The sequence below is a fragment of the Shewanella sp. NKUCC05_KAH genome (assembly GCF_019345585.1).
Taxonomy (GTDB): Bacteria; Pseudomonadota; Gammaproteobacteria; order Enterobacterales; family Shewanellaceae; genus Shewanella; species Shewanella oncorhynchi.
On the sequence record NZ_JAHKQZ010000005.1, the window covers coordinates 1 to 19178 of the forward strand.

The following is a 19178-nucleotide window of genomic DNA, read 5'->3' on the forward strand; positions in this document are numbered from 1 at the left end:
GCTAGGAACCACTCTCTATAAAATATAGATGGTATCCCCTAGGGGATTCGAACCCCTGTTACCGCCGTGAAAGGGCGGTGTCCTAGGCCTCTAGACGAAGGGGACCCGGACATATTAATTTGAACTTAACGTTCCCGTTTAACATCTACGGTCTCATAGGCACTTTTCTAAGTAGCGAAGTGTGCCTTGGGTGTATTAATTTAAACTTTCGTTTCTGCTTAATAAGGCAGTAAATTGGTGGAGCTACACGGGATCGAACCGTGGACCTCTTGCATGCCATGCAAGCGCTCTCCCAGCTGAGCTATAGCCCCAAATTTTTGTCAACACAGCTAACTTTAGCAGTATATGTATCAGCATAAATTTAGACTTTGTTCTTACCAAACAACACGTTAGTTATTTGCTAGGAACCAAGATTTGGTATCCCCTAGGGGATTCGAACCCCTGTTACCGCCGTGAAAGGGCGGTGTCCTAGGCCTCTAGACGAAGGGGACCCCGGACATATTAATTTGAACTTTTCACTAGAAAAGGTTCCCGTTTAACATCTACGGTAAGTTTGGTGGAGCTACACGGGATCGAACCGTGGACCTCTTGCATGCCATGCAAGCGCTCTCCCATCTGAGCTATAACCCCAAACCTATCGAACTACATTTAAGTGCACTGCAAGCATTTGCTCGACTGTGTCTCAACTGCGTGGCGCATTCTATGCAGCGCACCTAAAAGTGTCAACTCGTTTTTTTAGGAATTTATTCTATCTGCTACAAATTCAATCGCTTTGGATATTCTTTGCTCAGAACGGCTTCTTCCAATTAAAAATAGTGTGATATCTAAGCCTGGAGACTGCCCTGCCCCTGTTACTGCAACACGTAAAGGCATACCGACCTTACCCATACCCACATCTAATTCAGTCGCAGTATCTTCAATTGCCTGATGAATAGCTTCAGCTGTCCACTCAGTTAATGCTGATAATTTCTGTTGCACCAGTTGCAATGGCTCTAACGCAACACCGCGTAAATGCTTTTTCGCCTGTGCTTCATCAAACTCAGCAAAATCTTCATAGAAATAGCGGCTAGATGCGGCTAACTCTTTTAGAGTCTTAGCGCGCTCAGCTAATGCAGTGACCACTTCAGCTAATGCTGGGCCATTTGACAGATCAATTTTTTGATCGTCCATGTGCCATTGTAAGTGTGTTGCCACATATTCTGGATCTAGGCTCTTTATATAGTGTTGGTTCAACCACACCAGTTTATCGGTATTAAAAGCAGAAGCGGCTTTGTTGATGTCACTCAACTTAAAGAATTGCTTCATTTCTTCTAATGAGAAAATCTCTTGATCGCCATGTGACCAACCTAAACGTACTAAATAGTTCAGCAGTGCTTCTGGTAAATAGCCATCGTCACGGTACTGCATTACGCTAACAGCGCCATGGCGCTTGGACAACTTAGCGCCGTCATCACCTAGAATCATAGATACGTGTGCATATTCTGGGATCGGCGCCCCTAATGCTTTAAGAATGTTGATTTGACGCGGGGTATTGTTGATATGATCTTCACCACGCACCACACAAGTGATCCCCATATCCCAATCATCAACCACCACACAGAAGTTATAGGTTGGTACGCCGTCGGTACGGGCGATGATCAAGTCATCTAATGCATCGTTAGAAAATTCAATCCGACCACGAACATGGTCATCAAATACCACTGAACCACCGATTGGATTTTTAAAACGCACCACAAATGGTTCATCAGTCTCACGAGCGGGTAAGTCACGACAGCAACCATCATACTTTTGTGCTTCACCGTTAGCAGCCTGTGATTCTCTTAAGGCATCGATTCGCTCACGTGAACAGTAACATTTATACGCTGTGCCCTTTTCTAACATTTGAGCAATGATTTCGTTATAACGGTCAAAACGCTTAGTTTGGTAATATGGGCCCTCGTCCCATGTCAAACCTAGCCAGTTCATGCCTTCTAAAATCGCATCGCAAGCGGCTTGAGTCGAACGCTCAATATCAGTGTCTTCAATACGTAATACAAACTCACCGTTATTGGCACGGGCTTGTAACCAAGAATAAAGTGCAGTACGGGCACCACCAACATGCAAGAAACCGGTAGGACTAGGGGCAAAACGCGTCTTAGTTGTCATAATGGGACACTAACCTATATAAAGTCGTCTAGATAAAGACAATCACGATAAAAAAAGTGTGCTTATTCTAACAGTCAAAGCAGGCGCTGCAAATGGGACAAGCTTCACAGTATCACTTATCTAGTTAAATCGTGCCGCGAATCCCTCTCCTTTATATAGGGAAGCCAATATAAAGCGATATATAAAGGTGGCACTATTGCTATCACCACCATTGATTAATGCTAACACTTGAGATGATTTTTCAGGCTTTATATTCCAACCCCTAAATCTCTCACCTATATTCCTTCGACTATAAATATCTGCGCCATCGAACACGCGCATCTATACACTATCAATATACTCATGCCATTAATGCACTAATTTTTATAAATCACTCACTTCCTCAGCACTTTTACCACAAAAAAGTCAGGTGAATGGGATGAGTTCAACTCGTATTTAATCGCGAGCGTCCAAATTACGTACCATTGACTGGCGAATTAAATAACACTTTGATCGGCGGCGTGATTAGCATTAAGCCAATGTGGACAAAAATAGCGCGACCAATTCTTTTTTCACTAAAAAGCGTTGACACTAGATCGAACCTCCCTATAATACGGCTCCACACAGCGAGGTCGATTAGCTCAGCTGGGAGAGCACCTCCCTTACAAGGAGGGGGTCACTGGTTCGAGCCCAGTATCGACCACCATATTTTCTACAAAGAAATTATGCCATACAAAATGTTATATCCCAGGTCGCTTAGCTCAGCTGGGAGAGCACCTCCCTTACAAGGAGGGGGTCACTGGTTCGAGCCCAGTAGCGACCACCATATAACTTAATGTATTAACGTGTAAAAGTCATTCCCAGGTCGCTTAGCTCAGCTGGGAGAGCACCTCCCTTACAAGGAGGGGGTCACTGGTTCGAGCCCAGTAGCGACCACCATTCTTTAGTGGAGAATGACTTAAAAATTGTGTAGTTTAAGAATGCGCAGGTCGCTTAGCTCAGCTGGGAGAGCACCTCCCTTACAAGGAGGGGGTCACTGGTTCGAGCCCAGTAGCGACCACCACATTCTGCAATACACATGTTATATCCCAGGTCGCTTAGCTCAGCTGGGAGAGCACCTCCCTTACAAGGAGGGGGTCACTGGTTCGAGCCCAGTAGCGACCACCATATTCTGCAATACACACGTTATATCCCAGGTCGCTTAGCTCAGCTGGGAGAGCACCTCCCTTACAAGGAGGGGGTCACTGGTTCGAGCCCAGTAGCGACCACCATATTCCTCCCCCAATAAACTTTACCCGCGCGCTGACTCAACTATGCTTGATCTCAATCAGCGAGTGATAAATTATGCTGTTCGGCATTTTATACTTCGTTAAATACTAAGACTATCGACACTCAGCCTGATTTCATTCTGCTTTAGCATTTTTGGAGATCAACATTATGGCCAGCGTCAGTCAATCCGCTTCTCTTGCCAATATTGCCACTTATTTAAAGCATACCCACGCCTGCGATGAGCAAACGGCTCTAAAAGAAGCGCGGGAAGTCATGCATAATCTCGTCAGCATGCGCCAAAAAGGCTTTATTACCGGTTGGTACTTTGATGAACAAGGCCATTTAGCCTTGTTACCTAGCGATGCTATCCTTAAACGTATTCTTTTAGAGGATGACTAACAGTCATCAAATGAATTGTGTCTTGATTGACTACGATAGCTATCGACTTAACCTCCCTAGACTTCACATCTCACCTACACTGCTTCTCCTAAAGCAACCCACCACAATATTTGTCGTTATATCGCATACTTTTACGGCTTTTTTTGATCTCAAAATAACTAAGTTTGTTTAATTTATCTGCAACGACAAGAGCCGTCAATTTGGGGCCGATCTTCACTATGGGTGGGTTTCCACCCAAACACAAAATCACTGTGAGCGAGATCTCACCCACCAAACTAAAAGTGTGACAAACATCAAATGAACTACACTTTAGTAACCAAACACTTACAGAAGCCAGTGTAAGTTGGCGTGGTATTTGCCTTTAGTAAGACAGACCTCAGGGAAATCAAGGCTGTATTCCTACTCAAACTTGGTAACAAACTAACCAAGACTGAGGACAAATCCTAACAACAGAAAAAGGAACTCAAGATGATATTGAATCAACAAACTGGATTGACCCGTCCACTCAAAACCTTAGTCAAAATGCTCGCTGTTGCCTCCGTATTTGCGACCAGTTTTAACGTATTTGCAGAACCGATTGAAATTAAGTTTTCACACGTAGTGGCAGAAAACACACCTAAAGGCCAAATGGCACTTAAATTTAAAGAACTCGTTGAACAACGTTTACCAGGTGAATACAAAGTCAGTGTATTTCCTAGCTCACAGTTATTTGGGGATAACAACGAACTAGCGGCACTGCTGTTAAACGACGTACAATTTGTCGCGCCTTCACTCTCAAAGTTTGAGCGTTACACTAAACGTCTACAAATATTCGATTTACCTTTCCTATTCAATGATATGGATGCCGTGAACCGTTTCCAACAAGGTGAAGCTGGTCAAACATTACTGAACTCCATGAGCCGTAAAGGAATTGTCGGTCTGGGTTATTTACACAATGGTATGAAACAGTTCTCATCTAACACACCACTTAAAAATCCTGCTGATGCAAAAGGCTTGAAATTCCGCGTTATGGCATCTGATGTTCTAGCAGCCCAGTTTGATGCTGTTGGTGCAATCCCTGTGAAAAAACCTTTCTCTGAAGTATTTACCCTACTGCAAACCCGCGCTATCGATGGTCAAGAAAACACTTGGTCAAATACTTATTCACAAAAGTTCTATGAAGTGCAAAGCCAAATCACTGAAAGTAATCACGGTGTTCTCGACTATATGGTCGTGACCTCTGACACTTTCTGGAAAGGTCTACCTGCTGACAAACGTAAGATCATCAAAGAAGCTTTAGACGAATCTATCGCATTAGGTAACAAGATTGCCGCTGAAAAAGACAATGAAGACAAACAGTTAATCCTTGATTCTAAACGTTCACAGTTAGTGACCCTGTCTCCTGCTGAACGTCAAAAATGGGTTGAGGTAATGAAACCTGTTTGGGCTAAGTTTGAAGATCAAATCGGTAAAGATGTGATTGATGCTGCTGTAGCTGCAAATAAATAATAATGATAATAGCCGCTTAAGCTCAACCGAGCTTAGGCGGCCATTTCAGCGAGGGGATTATGGCTGTGATATCGCGAATATTTGGTTATATTGAAGAAGGTGTGCTCAATTTATTGATCACTCTGATGACGCTGCTAGTGTTTTCAGAAGTAGTCGCTCGCTTCTTCTTCAACACGGGTTTTCTTTGGATCCAAGAACTTACATTAACCTTTTGCGGTTGGTTTGTGTTATTTGGTATGTCCTATGGGGTTAAAGTCGGTGCCCATATTGGTGTCGATGCGTTTGTTAAAAATTTAGCACCAAAGGCTAAAAAGATAGTATCTCTTATTACCGCCTTTGTTTGTATAGTCTATTGCGGACTCTTTTTAAAAGGCAGTTGGGATTATTTAAGCCAAATGTATCAAATCGGTTTGCCTATGGAAGACATACATTTCCCACAATTTATATTAAAAAGCCTTGATCCAGATTTTGCTTGGAACACTTTAAAAATCGATATTGAAGATGGCGCAATACCGATTTGGTTATCTCAAAGTATTTTAATTATTGGCTTTTTTATGTTGACTTGGCGTTTCGTCGAACTCTTTATCGCCATTCTGCGTGACCAAGTCTCAGGCTTCCAATTTGCCGATGAAGCGAAAGAAAGTATGCATTTAATCGATGAGAGCGCTAAAAACGCTAAAGTAGATCCAGTCTCTGACCAAAAGGAGGCTAAATAATGGCTATTGCAACCCTATTTACCGCCCTATTCGTATGTATGTTTCTCGGTATGCCTATCGCTATTGCATTAGGTTTTTCCAGCATGCTGACGATTTTATTGTTCTCGAATGATTCCTTAGCCTCAGTTGCACTCAAGCTGTATGAGTCTTCATCAGAGCATTACACTTTACTCGCTATCCCCTTCTTTATTCTGTCATCCGCCTTCCTATCAACGGGTGGTGTTGCTAGACGGATTATCGATTTTGCCATGGACAGTATTGGACATGTCCGTGGTGGATTAGCGATGGCATCCGTTATGGCGTGTATGCTGTTTGCTGCGGTTTCTGGATCATCTCCTGCGACTGTTGCGGCAATTGGTTCTATCGTCATAGTCGGCATGGTAAAAGCAGGTTATCCCGAAAAATTTGCTGCAGGCGTGATCACGACCTCTGGCACTCTCGGGATTTTGATCCCACCTTCAATCGTCATGTTAGTGTATGCCGCAGCAACGGAAGTATCGGCTGCAAAAATGTTTATGGCAGGCTTAATCCCAGGTTTAATGATGGGATTTATATTGATGATCGTCATTTATATCGTTGCCCGCTTTAAAAACTTGCCCTCACGTCCTTTTCCTGGCGTTAAACAACTGGGGATTTCAAGTGCCAAGGCAATGGGTGGATTAGCACTCATCTTTATCGTATTAGGCTCTATCTATGGTGGCGTTGCGAGCCCAACCGAAGCATCAGCTGTGGCTTGTGTATATGCTTACCTTATTGCAGTATTTGGCTACCGTGATATCGGGCCATTAAAAGACGTGGCATGGCGTAATCAAGGTGAAAACTTAGCCAAAGCAACTGCGCGTAACTTAGGCCATATGTTCTTAGGACTGATTAAAACGCCTATCGACAAAGACATACGTCATGTTGTGCGCGATGGTGCCAAGGTCAGTATCATGCTGCTGTTTATCATAGCTAACGCTATGCTATTTGCGCATGTATTAACCACAGAACGTATCCCTCACATTATTGCTGAGTATATTGTTAGCATGGGTTTACCCGCCTGGGGATTCCTGATCATCGTTAACTTACTGTTGCTTGCTGCCGGTAACTTTATGGAGCCATCGGCGATTGTACTCATTATGGCGCCAATTCTGTTCCCTATTGCAACGCAATTAGGCATAGATCCTATCCACTTAGGTATCATAATGGTCGTGAACATGGAGATCGGTATGCTAACGCCGCCGGTGGGACTCAATCTCTTTGTCACCGCTGGGATCACGGGACGCAGTATTGGTTGGGTGATTCAGTCGGTTCTACCTTGGTTACTCGTGATGCTAGCCTTCTTAGCCCTGATTACTTACGTACCACAGATTTCACTCTTCTTACCTGAATGGTTGGATTCGATGCGTGGATATTAGTCTGCAATTCAAGGTTGTGAGATTACCCCTTGATTACAGATAGATTTTAAGCGAGCCTAGTCAGGCTCGCTTTGTTTTATTATGCGCAGTATCAGTTATTGATCCCGTTGCTTTATCAGGATAACCACCATGTTGCCCATGACGCCTAAGGCCAAGAAACGCCTCTTTCTGACCGTTGTGTTACTTGCAGGCCTATTTGCAACCCTCAAACTGACCTACTGGGTGCATTTGCATCAAGGTAAAATCGAGATCCAAAAGCAATCGGAGAAACAACTAAAGGAATTAGTCAGTTTTCTCGATGGTGCACTATCGCGCTACGAAAGTATTCCCCACGTGCTCTCGACTAACCCAATGCTCGCCAATGTCCTGAACGACCAGCAGAATCCTGATAAAGTCCAAGAGCTTAATTTATATCTCGAAGAAATTCAGCATGTCACCGAAGCATCCGATATCTATCTGATCGATGCCTTAGGTATCGCCATTGCCGCCAGTAACTGGCAACAAAGTTTTTCCTTTATTGGCAAGGACTACTCCTTTAGACCCTATTACACAGATGCTATCTCGGGCAATCTAGGCCGTTATTACGCAGTGGGTACCAGCTCAGATAAGCGCGGATTTTATTTCTCTTACCCTATTTATCAACAAGGTGGTAAAGGCATACTTGGGGCCATCATAGTCAAAGTTAATATTGCCGACATAGAGCAACAAAGTACCAGTATCGCGATTGCGGGTCAGTATCAGTTCCTTATCAGTGATCCTGAAGATATCGTCTTTATTTCCAGTATCGATGAATGGCGGTTAAAATCACTAACCCCGCTTACCCAAGCCAAGCAATATGCCCTTAATGCCTCTAAACGCTATGCAGAACGTCCCATAGGAGAGTTGTTGATGAAGCCGCCCTATGAAAGTGGTAGTCAAGCTATGCTCTACCAGCTGCAAACGGGTACAGACCATGAACAATACATGGACATCCACCAATCAATGGCGAAGGCAGGCTGGCGAGTACACATCTTAGCGCCAATCAAACCTTTACTGACCTCTTTGCCCGCACTGATGTTACTGTCAGCCAGTATTTATCTTTTGCTGGCACTCAGCATCCTATTTAACGCCGAGCGCCGTCGCAATCTACACCGAATGCAACTAGCGCAAAGCCTATTAGAACAGCGAGTTGAAGAACGCACTCAGGACTTACAGCAGGCCAACAATCAACTCAAAGATACTCAAGATGAGCTGATCCAAGCGGCAAAACTGACAGTGATAGGCAGTTTATCTGCCAGTATTAACCATGAACTCAATCAACCACTCGCGGCACTTCGCAGCTATGCCCAAAATACCCAAACTTTTCTCGCCCGTGATATGCAAGATAAGGCACTGGATAATATCAAGATTATTATTGAACTTACCGATAGATTAGCCGATATTGTTGGGCAATTTAAAAGCTTTACCCGCAAGAGCCAAGGCGCTGATAGCGCAACCGATATTGGCCGCTGTATCAAGCAAGCCCTGACCATAGTTCAACCTGCAATTGATAAACAGGGTGTTGAACTCGATGTGCAATTACCCAACGGCAACTATCAGGTTTGGGGCGATAAGGTTAGATTACAACAAGTGTTTGTCAACATTATGAGCAACGCCATTGTCGCTATGCAACAATCGGTTAAACGCCAATTGGTTATCCGCGTGACCAGTGAAGATAAGTTTTGCATCAGTATCCAAGATTCAGGCCCTGGTGTACGTGAAAGCCAAATGGAGAAAATCTTCGAACCCTACTTTACCACCAACGAACGGCACGGACTGGGGCTAGGCTTATCGATTTCACAACGTATTATCGAATCCATGCAAGGCCAAATTAACGTTGCCAATGCCGAAGAGGGTGGCGCTATTTTCCAGATTATTTTACCTATTTACTTGCTCGAGGAACGTTAGTTTTATGAGTGTGCCCAATTCAATTCAAGATTATTCTGTTCTCATCATCGACGATGAGCCGCACATAGGCACAGTTCTCGTTCAACTATTTGAACTGGAGGGCATTAAGGCGCTTGCCACCACAGAACCCAAAGGTATCGCTAAGTTGCTGCATAAAGATTGGGCGGGAATGGTGATATCGGATGTCAACATGCCACAATTAGACGGCATCAGCTTAATGCAACAAATCCGTCTGCAAGATCCCGATCTCCCCGTTGTCCTACTCACTGGTTTTGGTGATATTGCCATGGCAGTCAATGCGTTAAAACAAGGCGCCTACGACTTTCTCGAAAAACCCTTTAATAACGAACATATACTCGATGTGGTTAAACGCGCCTTAGAAAAACGCAGTCTGACCTTAGAGAACCGCAAGCTTAAAAAGGATCTCGAAAGCCAAAGCGTACCGGGCCCTCGTATTTTGGGTAACAGTGTCGGCATCAACCGTATGCGCCACATCATAACGCAAGTGATAGATACGCCTGCGGATGTGTTAATTGAAGGCGAAACCGGTACAGGTAAAGAACTTGTTGCCCGCTATTTACACGACCACAGTAGCCGCAGCCAAGCCAACTTTGTCGCCATAAACTGTGGTGCGATCCCCGAAAACCTGATTGAAAGTGAGCTCTTTGGCGCCGAAGCGGGTGCCTTTACCGGCGTCGATAAGATGCGCATTGGTAAGTTTGAATATGCCAATGGTGGCACGTTATTTTTAGATGAAATTGAGAGTACGCCACTGTCGCTGCAAGTAAAACTGCTGCGAGTGCTTGAAGATCGTAAGGTTGAACGTTTAGGCTCTAACAAGAGCATCAACTTAGATATTCGCGTGATTGCGGCTACAAAAGTCGATTTAAAAGGTCTGTGTGACACCGGGGAATTTCGCCAAGACTTGTTGTATCGCTTAAATCTGGTGACTGTGCCCATCCCTCCCCTGAGAGATCGCCGTGAAGATATTCCGTTACTCTTTTTACACTTTGCCCGCGTCGCATCGGCACGCTATCACAAAGCGCTTATCGCCTTAAATGCGGAGCAAAACGCGATACTTACTTCCCACGACTGGCCAGGCAATGTGCGTGAGTTACGTAATCTCGCCGAACGCTTTGTGCTGCTGGGCGGAGAAGCCGCCTTTGCTGGCACATTAGGCAATACTCCAAGCCTGCACTCGAGTATGTCCTTGCTACAAAGGGTAGAGTTTTTTGAACGGGTACTGATTGAAGAAGCACTTAGCCACAACAAGGGCAGTATTAAGCAGACAATGGAGCAGCTAGAACTGCCCCGAAAAACCCTCTACGACAAAATGCGTAAATACGATTTAGACCGCAAACAGTACATTAATTCCGATGACTAAAAGGCATATTTAAGCTTTAGACCAACGCCCGTTTGACATGAGTTTGATGGTAATGCAAACGGGTGATAGCTAAGGCGATCAAGGCTAATAAGGTTAACGATCCCATCACCACACCGCGCCACTGTGCCTCGTGCCAAAACATCATCAAATAAGGGCCGCCAATCGCAGCACCTAAGTAATAACAGCATAAATAGAGTGATGTTGCCTTAGCTCGATCACGACTGGCCCGCATTGCAACAAAGGAATTACAACAACTGTGGGTAAGGAAGAACCCACAGGCGGTCATTAAAAAACCTAAGCTAATGGTTAAGGTCGTATCAAACAGGGTCAATAAACTACCGAGTAACATCACGCACCAAGACCACTGATACAACTTATGTTGGCCAAATTTGGCGAGCCATTTAGCAGTAAAATATGACGCAACAGTGCCGCTGGAATAACACAGGAAAATCAAGGTAGCTTGGAAACGACTCCATTCATAGGGTGGAGCCATCAAATGCAGTTGAATAAAACTAAATTGATTCACCATCATCATGAAGGTCAAACCACCAATCGCGTAGACTAAACGCATTTGCGCATCGGTGAGATGATGACTAAAGCCATGAAGATCTTGCGCTAAACGGGCGCGTTTTGATAAGGAAGGCTCAGTGTTACTGGGTGACATCGACTGCGCATCGGCAAGTGAAGGCAGCAAATAGTTCACTAAAGCCACCCCCGCTAACGTCACGAGAAACAGCAACCACATAGATTCTTGCCAAGATAAAAACTGCGACATTAAACCACCGAGCAGACGTCCAACAATCCCGCCAATACTGTTCGCCATAATATAAATACCTGCGGCTTTCAGCATAGTGCTCGGTGATAATTGCTCCTTAAAGTATGCCATGGCAATCGCAGGTACGGCAGCGAGTAATGCACCTTGTAGCAATCGCACTAGCACTAATCCATTAAAATCCGGCGCCCAGATTAATAGTAAGTTAGACAATGCCAATAACCACAAGCTGACAATAATTGGAGTGTGTCGACCGATACGATCTGACAGTACCGCATACAAGAGCAATGAAAAGGCTAAGGAAAAACTGGTCACCGACAGGATCAAGGTTGCTTTAGAGCCTGATACCGCAAAATGTTCCGCAATCAGCGGCAACATGCCTTGCATTAAATACAAGTTGATATAGACCACCACTGAAGCGACGCAGAGCGCCCACATCAATCGGGTGTCACGCTGTTTATTGTCAATCATAGTATCTAATACGGCTTGCACGGGAGCCTCGACCAAGTATCACTCATAGGATAGACAAAGATTATCACTGGGCATAACATAACAATAATAGATAATTTCTATCGTAATCATTGATTTTTGTTATAGAAATAGCGCACCAAAAGTACACTTCTTGCCACTGATAAAATAGTACGAGCCCGATTAATGGATATTCGCCAACTCAAACATTTAGATGCCCTTGCCAATACCGGCAGCTTTACCGCCGCAGCCAAGAAACTGAATATGGCTCAGCCCGCGTTAAGTCAAAGTATCAAGCGCTTAGAGGTCGCACTCGGCGTCACCTTAGTCAATCGTACGAGCAACAAGAATGATAAACTGCTCACACTCACGGCCGAAGGTATAGTCCTGCATCAACACGCCACTTTGATCCTAAAACAAGTTAAGCAGGCCGAAGCGCAAATCCGCGCCATGGCCAATCTCACCTCGGGAGAGGTCCGCATTGCCGTGCCGGGCATGCTGGGTTCTTTCTATCTCCCCTCGCGCTTAATGGCTTTTCGGCATAAATACCCCGAGTTGAAACTATCACTGTTTGAAGGCGGGACGCGGGATGCACTGCGCATGTTGCAACAGGAAGAAGTGGATATTGCGATCATTACCGCCCAAGACCTACAACCCGAATTTGATAGTCAGCTGTTGATCCGTGAGCAAATGGTGATCGCCATGGGTGCTGAACACCCTTTAGCAGAACATAGCGCTGTGAGTCTACATGACTTTTTCGACCATGAATTAGTGATGTTCAAAACAGGTTATTTCCACCGTGAGTGGATACTCTCTCAAGCCAAAGAATTAGGCAAAAAGCCCAATATTGCCTTCGAGACCAATCTTATTAATCTGATTAAACAGATTGTTTCCCAAGGATTTGGGATCACCAGTGTACTTGAGATGGCGATAAGCTCAAAAGATGACATTTTAGCCAAACCCTTCGATCCACCGGTATTTTTAAACCTCCATATTGCATGGAAAAAGCAGCGCCCCGTCAGCCAAGCAGACCGCGCCTTTGTCGATTTTTTAATGTCAAATCGCTAACCCAAACCAGCAAATACAAAAAGGGCTGATATCAATATCAGCCCTTCACTCTTACCATTAAACCTTCCGATTTTACTCTGAGGGTTTAGCCTTGTTTACGACGACCAAAAGCAAAAGGTAGCAACAACAAGCTTAACCAACCTAAGGCACCACCATCATCTTTCTTGGCTGGTGTTTCAGTCACAGATACAGACACAACACTTGAATCTTTATTGCCGTGGTTATCAGACACTGTCAGTTGGAATGAAACCGTCTGAGCAGAGCCACTCACGTTTGGTGCAACGAGATTAAGCTTGGCCGCATTAGCGTCAAAGTTAAAGCTGGCGCCCCCTAACTGAGTCCATTTGTAGGTCAAAGGATCATTGTTGGCATCCGACGACTTGCTCGCATCGATGAACAAAGGTTTACCTTCTTGGACAGTGGCAGGAGCTTCAATCACAGCTACTGGCGCCACTTCTGGAACATCAAATTGATACTCCTGCTTCAAGATTTCAGCCGAGTCGTTATTCACTTTGTTGGTCAATGCCACTATGTTGCCTTGACTCGCCTTACGTGGCACTAAGTCAAAGGTGACATCTAATGCCGCAGCAGCTGAGGCCATTTCGATAGTCCAAGTGATCTTATTGCCCACTTGTGCGCCTTGATGGCTAATATTAGCCACTTCGTGACCTTCTGGTAATAACGCCTCTAGGGTGTAAACACGGGTTTCTTGCGTTTTGTTCGCTTCAATACGTGTCTTCATCACTTTAGCGGTGCCAGGTGTTAATTCACCAGAAACAGTACTGCCTAGAGGAGGTAATACGTCATCACTAACGCGCTCAAATACGACCGGAATTTTAACAGGTGCGACTTTGTCATCAGTGGTGGTCAGCGTCAGCATAGCTATGCCAGCATCTCCCACTAGCATCGCTTGTTTCCATGCTAAGTTGACATTGAAATCTTTATGATCACCCGTAAGATTTGCAGTTAAGTTATCACCCGCTTCATCGTATAAGGTTACTTGTTTCAAACTAAAGGCATCATCCGCATCGGCTGCAGATGCCTGATAGTTTTGTACAACGACAATATACTCACCCTTCACTGGGTTCTTAATGGATACACTTTCCTTTGAACCGCCAAACGCAGAAGATGCCGCGATAGAAAGCTTGCTACCGTCTTTCTTATCGAGTATCACAAACATGTCTAAGTCAGGAGAGGTTGTATTACCGATTGATGCATTGAAATATAAAGCTTTATCTTCAACATTAAAGCTAAATACTTTTACGCCATCGGCCAAATCATCAAATGCACTATCGGTATTTGAATCCTGTTTCACACTTGATTCATAAGTAGCGCTTAATTTAAGTGCAGTCACTGTCGCCGCAACACCCGGTAGATCAATCGCTTTCAAGTGCGCCAAATTACGTTCATCTGCATCACGTGAGGCTGAAACATTAACCAAAGCAGGTAAATCGCGTTTAGCTATCTTAGCTACGATCGGCATATTAGCCGTTGGGAAAGTATCGGACGTTAATACTAAGTTACCAAAGCCCCAACTTGCACCGACGTCAGTCACATCCGCAGTCACTGTAATCGTTTGGCTTTCACCTTTTTTGAGATTAAAGCTTTCTGGCGTCACAGTTAACGCGAATTTATCCGTTGCGGAAACGCCTTTTGCAGTCCAGCTACCATCAGCCGTTGCAGTAACAATACGTGTCCAAGTACAAGTATCAATACAACGTGAATCAGCCATGCTTGGAATGTTTAGCTTACGTGGATCGCCACCTGTCGAAGGATTAGCAATCTCGTAGTTTAAGGCACTTTCATCCATCACTAAGCCCGTTTTTGCCGCTAAATCAACACGAATACGACCGGCTCCTACGTCAAACGGATCAGCAACGGTTTTACCATCGGCTTTTTTCATGGCTTGGGCTGTCGTTGACGTCATCATTAGCGCAGAACGAATGTTGTCTGGCGTCCAATCCTTATGCAGCGATTTAAGTAACGCACCAGCACCGGCAACGTGAGGACTCGCCATTGAAGTACCTGACATCAAAGTGAAATCAGCAGGATCTGTACCTGTTTCATCATGGCCAAACTGTTGGTCGGAATAAGCAGCGTAGATGTCACTGCCCGGTGCAGCGACATAGGGTACGAGTACATCGTTAGTCAGGTTAGGTCCAATCAATGAACTGGCAGATAAAACATCCGCTTCTTTACTGGCAACTTTAGGGGTTGGAGACAGCATGATTTCAAGAGCAGGATTTGCCGCCATAGCAGCAATCAATTCTAAGCCATCAATATCACCAATAAATACCGCTGGAATATTCAATTTATCCAGCCCCGACATAGTCAGACGCGCATTATTTTCACCATCTCTATTGAAAACAATCACACCCTTAGCGCCAGCTTCCATTGCGGCGGCCACTTTGATATCGAATGAGCAAACACCGCGTCTTAAAACGGCGATCTTGTCTTTAAAGGCATCTGCTGGGAACGGTTTACAGGCTTCAAAATTGGTCGCATCAATTGCGCCAGCATAAAGGGGAACACCTTTGAGCACTTCAGTTTGAACCGGACCAGAACCAGCAGTGTAATGATAGTTTTTACCATTAAATTCCACGGCGCGTACTATGTCACGGTTATGAGTCGAGTTAGCGACCGAAGTATACCAAGGTGCATTTTTAGGCGTAGAGTAAGGTGTTTGATTAATCGCAGGGCTCGTGCTTGTCGCAGCACGTGTGTTACCCGCAGCCACTGCAGCAAAAATCCCCGCATTACGCGCGGCTAAAAAACCTTGTTCCGTCGCACTATTCCACGGGTTTCCACCACCACTGATAGAAAAGTTCAGCACATCGACGCCATCTTTAATCGCATCATCTAAGGCTTTTAAAATCGGTGCACTTGGACACCCTGAATAAGTGTCGCCCGCATTACCCGGATTACAAATTTGATAGGCTATGATGTTCGCGTGGGGGGCCACACCTGAGATTTGTTTAAATTCAAGGCCTGTCGCAATGCCATCGCTTTCTAACTTACCTGTTTCACCTTGCACATAAGGCACATTCACTAGGATGTTACCTGCTGCGGTACTCGCAACGTGAGTACCATGCCCACCGTAATCCTCACCATTTTTAGCTGGAGGGGTGTCACCAAACACTTTTGCATCGTCGTAGTTATTTGTTATCTCAGAGTAACTGCGAACTCCAATCAACTTGTCATTACACATGCTCGCGAAATCAGTTTTACAATCACCAATATAGATGCCTTGACCTAATGGGTTTGTGTGGTCATAGCCATCTTGGCCAACATCAGCGAAAGAAGCATGATCTGAGTTAATACCTGAGTCGATAATACCGACGATCACGCCTTCACCCATGGCTTTCGTGCCCGTCGCGCTGCCATCCCATACATTAGGAGAACCGATAAGCGCTTGACTGACGTCGGTTTCCATTTGCTCCATGCGCTCGCGCTCAACAAACGCAACCTCAGGTAACTCAGCCATTTTCTTCGCTTGAGCTTGAGTCATGCGAACCGCCATACCATTTAACGCATACTGATATGTCGTTAATGGTTGCAGATTGGTGCCAATAGCCGCACTCGCGTTAGCTAAAAATCGGTTCTGTTTTACTTTCAAATAACTAACATAACTTTTGACTTCAGCTTTAGAAGCATCAAGTTTACCGTTCACAGCAACTTTTGAAGTACCGTTTACCTGCACTCTTTGTGAACTAGTCGCTTTCAATCCTGGAATAGTTCCTTGGTAATTAGCAACCGAACTATCGCGTAAACGGACGATATAAGTATATTCACCCTCACCTAAATCTGCTTCTGGTACAAACTTAACCTCCGCTCCGGCAGCGTTACCGCGTAATGAAGTGACTTGTAATTCACTTGGAATATCTAACTGCAGGGTTTCACCCGTAGGTGATAATACGGTTTGTGCATTTGTCGCCGACGATAACAGTGCCATAGACACTGCTAATGCTATTTTAGTTTTCATTGTGACTTCCCTAATTCTTATAAGTTGTATGATTTATAAAACTCAGGTTTGGGTGGCATGAAAACGCTGCGACAACCAAAAACATCACCCGTAACTGACATTTTTTATGAATAACCATTCAATTTACTGTGATGATGATCACTGAGTTTTATCGCGACAATTTGTAACACGCGATGATACAAATTAAAACAGCAAATTAACAGAACGTAATTCGGTAAATGATGAACAACCTCATACCTTGTTAAAATAAATCCATAGAACCTTTATCCGACTGTTTTATGTCCCAACGATAAGTCGTAGTATAAAGTCGATAAAAACAAATAATAAACATTAAATCATAGCGTTAAAATTAACCTTTAAGTGTCGGCTCAAAAATAGCATTAGGTTAAACAGAATAAATCCCCGTAAATAAATACTCTCTTTTATAAATATCATTAGTTACAAAATAAACACAAAATACCATAAGCTGAAACAACAGATCACCAAAAAACGAAACGTTAAATTAACAAATTGTATGCATTTTGTATTTGTATAATATTTTACAAAATGATACCCCTTATAAAAATTAACTAACTTATGCATTAATATTCTTAATCCTGTATAGAGCAAATTAATACTTAATCTCACATTTACAGCATAGCAAGCGGATTATTGACCACAAAAAAGCCCTTTCAATATCGAATTGAAAGGGCTAAATCTTCATCAATATAAAAACAATATTATTGCAGTTATGGCCAGTGGTTAATTCGCCATAACCGCTTTCATTAACACTTCTGTCGTGAACTTATCATTATTGATAACTGGGAACCTGTCATAGGTTTGGAAGATCACTTGGTCTTGAAACTTGATCATCGCCACTACGCCATATTGGATACTTTTATCGATCGATTTAGCGGGCAGTGTAAATTTAAATGGCACAGGTGCTCTGGCGATATTGAAGGTTTTTTGTGCGACGATAACACCTGGAGTATTCAAATCAATAATGGCAATAATGATTTGGCAGCCTTGAGGTAATGGGATCTTCTCTAGATAGCCAGCTGCGCCATTGATGATAATCGGTTGTTCAGGTGTTACAGTCACGCAGCCATTGAGCAAGACAGCCATGAGAGAGAACAATATAAACGATTTTATTTTCAGATACATACTAACGTCCTTTTACCATGCGTATCAGGCCTTCTTGGGTAGAAGAAGCCACTAACTCGCCTTGTTGATTGAAAAACTGCCCTCTGACGTAACCTCTGCCACCGCTAGCATTAGGGCTATCGATACTGTAAAGCAACCACTCTCCCATATTAATCGGGCGGTGGAACCACATCGCATGGTCGATCGTCGCCATTCGTACCCCAGGACTTAAGAAGGATACACCGTGGGGCTGAGCTGCCGTGACTAAAAAGTTAAAGTCTGAGGCATAGGCGAGTAAATATTCATGGATATGGGCATCATTTGGCATAGGACCATTAGCCCTCATCCAAACATAACGGTACGGCTCGGTTTCTTTAGGCGCAAAAGGGTGCAGTGGATTGACCAATCGCATCTCAATTGGCGCATCGGCCATAAACTTTTCAAGTATGCTCGGCGGTACTTTATCCCGCATCGTCAGCGCCAATTCCTGCTGATTCAACAAACCTTCAGGTCCGGGCACTTGCGGCATAGCGGCTTGATGACTAAAGCCTTCCTCAGGTTCTTGGAAGGAGCAGGTCATATGAAAAATAGGGCGACCTTTTTGAATAGCACTAACCCGACGAGCGCTAAAACTACCGCCATCACGCATATTTTCTACTTCGTAAACAATCGGCAACTTCTCGTCACCTGCACGTAAAAAGTAGGAGTGTAATGAATGGATCTTACGCTCAGCAGCTACTGTCTGTTTTGCGGCGCTCAGTGCTTGGCCCATCACTTGACCACCAAACACATGCCCAAAACCCAGATCTTGGCTTTGACCACGAAAGAGGCCAATTTCAATTTGCTCAAGGGAAAGTAATGATAAAAGATCGTCTAATACCTGACTCATGGGATCCTACTGCGTAATTAGCAATTAATCTTAAAGGGTAACTCAGTTAGCCTTAGGCTGACCAGTCTTCTATCGATTATTCACAATCAAATCATCACTCCAACGGTGAGGAATTAAACGAGGCACGCTGGATTATCTATGTTGTTTATTGTGGTTAGCATCTACGGCCATTTA

General features: G+C 44.2%; 12 protein-coding genes and 10 tRNA genes. 13 read left to right on the top strand and 9 right to left on the bottom strand.

The genetic code is table 11. The features are described from left to right. Positions 1-29 precede the first annotated feature (29 nt). The 5 genes from KO533_RS06190 to gltX all read right to left on the bottom strand — a co-directional run bounded on the left by KO533_RS06190 (position 30) and on the right by gltX (position 2145). Positions 30-105 (bottom strand) — tRNA-Glu (locus KO533_RS06190). 130 nt (positions 106-235) lie between these two features. Continuing rightward, positions 236-311, bottom strand: a tRNA-Ala gene (locus KO533_RS06195). 104 nt (positions 312-415) lie between these two features. Beyond that, positions 416-491, bottom strand: a tRNA-Glu gene (locus KO533_RS06200). A gap of 63 nt (positions 492-554) precedes the next feature. Beyond that, positions 555-630 (bottom strand) — tRNA-Ala (locus KO533_RS06205). A 105-nt stretch (positions 631-735) separates the two neighbouring features. Then, on the bottom strand, positions 736-2145 hold the full coding sequence (gene gltX / locus KO533_RS06210; RefSeq protein ID WP_105252064.1) for a glutamate--tRNA ligase: 1410 nt from the start codon (positions 2143-2145) through the stop codon (positions 736-738). A 609-nt stretch (positions 2146-2754) separates the two neighbouring features. Here gltX and KO533_RS06215 point away from each other — a divergent pair. The 12 genes from KO533_RS06215 to KO533_RS06270 all read left to right on the top strand — a co-directional run bounded on the left by KO533_RS06215 (position 2755) and on the right by KO533_RS06270 (position 10703). Continuing rightward, positions 2755-2830, top strand: a tRNA-Val gene (locus KO533_RS06215). Between the two features lie 44 nt (positions 2831-2874). Beyond that, positions 2875-2950 (top strand) — tRNA-Val (locus tag KO533_RS06220). A 37-nt stretch (positions 2951-2987) separates the two neighbouring features. Continuing rightward, a tRNA-Val gene (locus KO533_RS06225) sits at positions 2988-3063 on the top strand. 48 nt (positions 3064-3111) lie between these two features. Next, positions 3112-3187 (top strand) — tRNA-Val (locus tag KO533_RS06230). 28 nt (positions 3188-3215) lie between these two features. Beyond that, positions 3216-3291: transfer RNA gene (locus KO533_RS06235), tRNA-Val, on the top strand. Between the two features lie 28 nt (positions 3292-3319). Beyond that, positions 3320-3395, top strand: a tRNA-Val gene (locus KO533_RS06240). Between the two features lie 166 nt (positions 3396-3561). Next, entirely contained in the window at positions 3562-3792 is a 231-nt protein-coding gene (locus tag KO533_RS06245; protein WP_105252063.1) for a hypothetical protein, read from the top strand. 468 nt (positions 3793-4260) lie between these two features. Further along, positions 4261-5280, top strand: a complete 1020-nt coding sequence (locus KO533_RS06250; protein WP_113941003.1) for a TRAP transporter substrate-binding protein — start codon at positions 4261-4263, stop codon at positions 5278-5280. Positions 5281-5339: 59 nt separating this feature from the next. Beyond that, positions 5340-5996, top strand: a complete 657-nt coding sequence (locus tag KO533_RS06255) for a TRAP transporter small permease (RefSeq protein WP_173497702.1) — start codon at positions 5340-5342, stop codon at positions 5994-5996. Next, positions 5996-7393, top strand: a complete 1398-nt coding sequence (locus tag KO533_RS06260; RefSeq protein ID WP_028761090.1) for a TRAP transporter large permease subunit — start codon at positions 5996-5998, stop codon at positions 7391-7393. Before KO533_RS06255 ends, KO533_RS06260 begins: the two co-directional genes overlap by 1 nt. A 129-nt stretch (positions 7394-7522) precedes the next feature. Next, the gene (locus KO533_RS06265) at positions 7523-9319 is read left to right on the top strand and encodes an ATP-binding protein (protein WP_028761091.1); all 1797 of its coding nucleotides are present in this window, start codon (positions 7523-7525) and stop codon (positions 9317-9319) included. A 4-nt stretch (positions 9320-9323) separates the two neighbouring features. Then, positions 9324-10703, top strand: coding sequence for a sigma-54 dependent transcriptional regulator (locus tag KO533_RS06270; protein WP_028761092.1), 1380 nt, complete (start codon positions 9324-9326; stop codon positions 10701-10703). A gap of 16 nt (positions 10704-10719) precedes the next feature. Here the strand turns inward: KO533_RS06270 and KO533_RS06275 are convergent, their stop codons facing one another. Then, the gene (locus tag KO533_RS06275) at positions 10720-11967 is read right to left on the bottom strand and encodes an MFS transporter (protein WP_113941015.1); all 1248 of its coding nucleotides are present in this window, start codon (positions 11965-11967) and stop codon (positions 10720-10722) included. A 162-nt stretch (positions 11968-12129) separates the two neighbouring features. Here KO533_RS06275 and KO533_RS06280 point away from each other — a divergent pair, with 162 nt between their 5' ends. Continuing rightward, complete coding sequence (locus tag KO533_RS06280) at positions 12130-13011, top strand: LysR family transcriptional regulator (RefSeq protein ID WP_028761094.1); 882 nt, start codon at positions 12130-12132, stop codon at positions 13009-13011. A gap of 85 nt (positions 13012-13096) precedes the next feature. On the opposite strand, the gene KO533_RS06285 is transcribed toward KO533_RS06280, so the two are convergent. The 3 genes from KO533_RS06285 to tesB all read right to left on the bottom strand — a co-directional run bounded on the left by KO533_RS06285 (position 13097) and on the right by tesB (position 19004). Next, positions 13097-16993: a S8 family serine peptidase gene (locus KO533_RS06285; RefSeq protein WP_173243969.1), complete on the bottom strand. Its 3897-nt coding sequence runs from the start codon at positions 16991-16993 to the stop codon at positions 13097-13099. A 741-nt stretch (positions 16994-17734) separates the two neighbouring features. Then, on the bottom strand, positions 17735-18136 hold the full coding sequence (locus tag KO533_RS06290) for a YbaY family lipoprotein (RefSeq protein WP_131523152.1): 402 nt from the start codon (positions 18134-18136) through the stop codon (positions 17735-17737). Between the two features lies 1 nt (position 18137). Beyond that, a complete protein-coding gene (gene tesB / locus KO533_RS06295) occupies positions 18138-19004 on the bottom strand; it encodes an acyl-CoA thioesterase II (RefSeq protein WP_028761097.1) in 867 nt (288 codons plus the stop codon). Between the last annotated feature and the right edge of the window lie 174 nt (positions 19005-19178).

Coding starts and splice junctions, on each gene's coding strand:
- gltX (WP_105252064.1), bottom strand. CDS start 2,145: ATGACAACTAAGACGCGTTTTGCCCCTAGTCCTACCGGTTTCTTGCAT.
- KO533_RS06245 (WP_105252063.1), top strand. CDS start 3,562: ATGGCCAGCGTCAGTCAATCCGCTTCTCTTGCCAATATTGCCACTTAT.
- KO533_RS06250 (WP_113941003.1), top strand. CDS start 4,261: ATGATATTGAATCAACAAACTGGATTGACCCGTCCACTCAAAACCTTA.
- KO533_RS06255 (WP_173497702.1), top strand. CDS start 5,340: ATGGCTGTGATATCGCGAATATTTGGTTATATTGAAGAAGGTGTGCTC.
- KO533_RS06260 (WP_028761090.1), top strand. CDS start 5,996: ATGGCTATTGCAACCCTATTTACCGCCCTATTCGTATGTATGTTTCTC.
- KO533_RS06265 (WP_028761091.1), top strand. CDS start 7,523: ATGTTGCCCATGACGCCTAAGGCCAAGAAACGCCTCTTTCTGACCGTT.
- KO533_RS06270 (WP_028761092.1), top strand. CDS start 9,324: ATGAGTGTGCCCAATTCAATTCAAGATTATTCTGTTCTCATCATCGAC.
- KO533_RS06280 (WP_028761094.1), top strand. CDS start 12,130: ATGGATATTCGCCAACTCAAACATTTAGATGCCCTTGCCAATACCGGC.
- KO533_RS06285 (WP_173243969.1), bottom strand. CDS start 16,993: ATGAAAACTAAAATAGCATTAGCAGTGTCTATGGCACTGTTATCGTCG.
- KO533_RS06290 (WP_131523152.1), bottom strand. CDS start 18,136: ATGTATCTGAAAATAAAATCGTTTATATTGTTCTCTCTCATGGCTGTC.
- tesB (WP_028761097.1), bottom strand. CDS start 19,004: ATGAGTCAGGTATTAGACGATCTTTTATCATTACTTTCCCTTGAGCAA.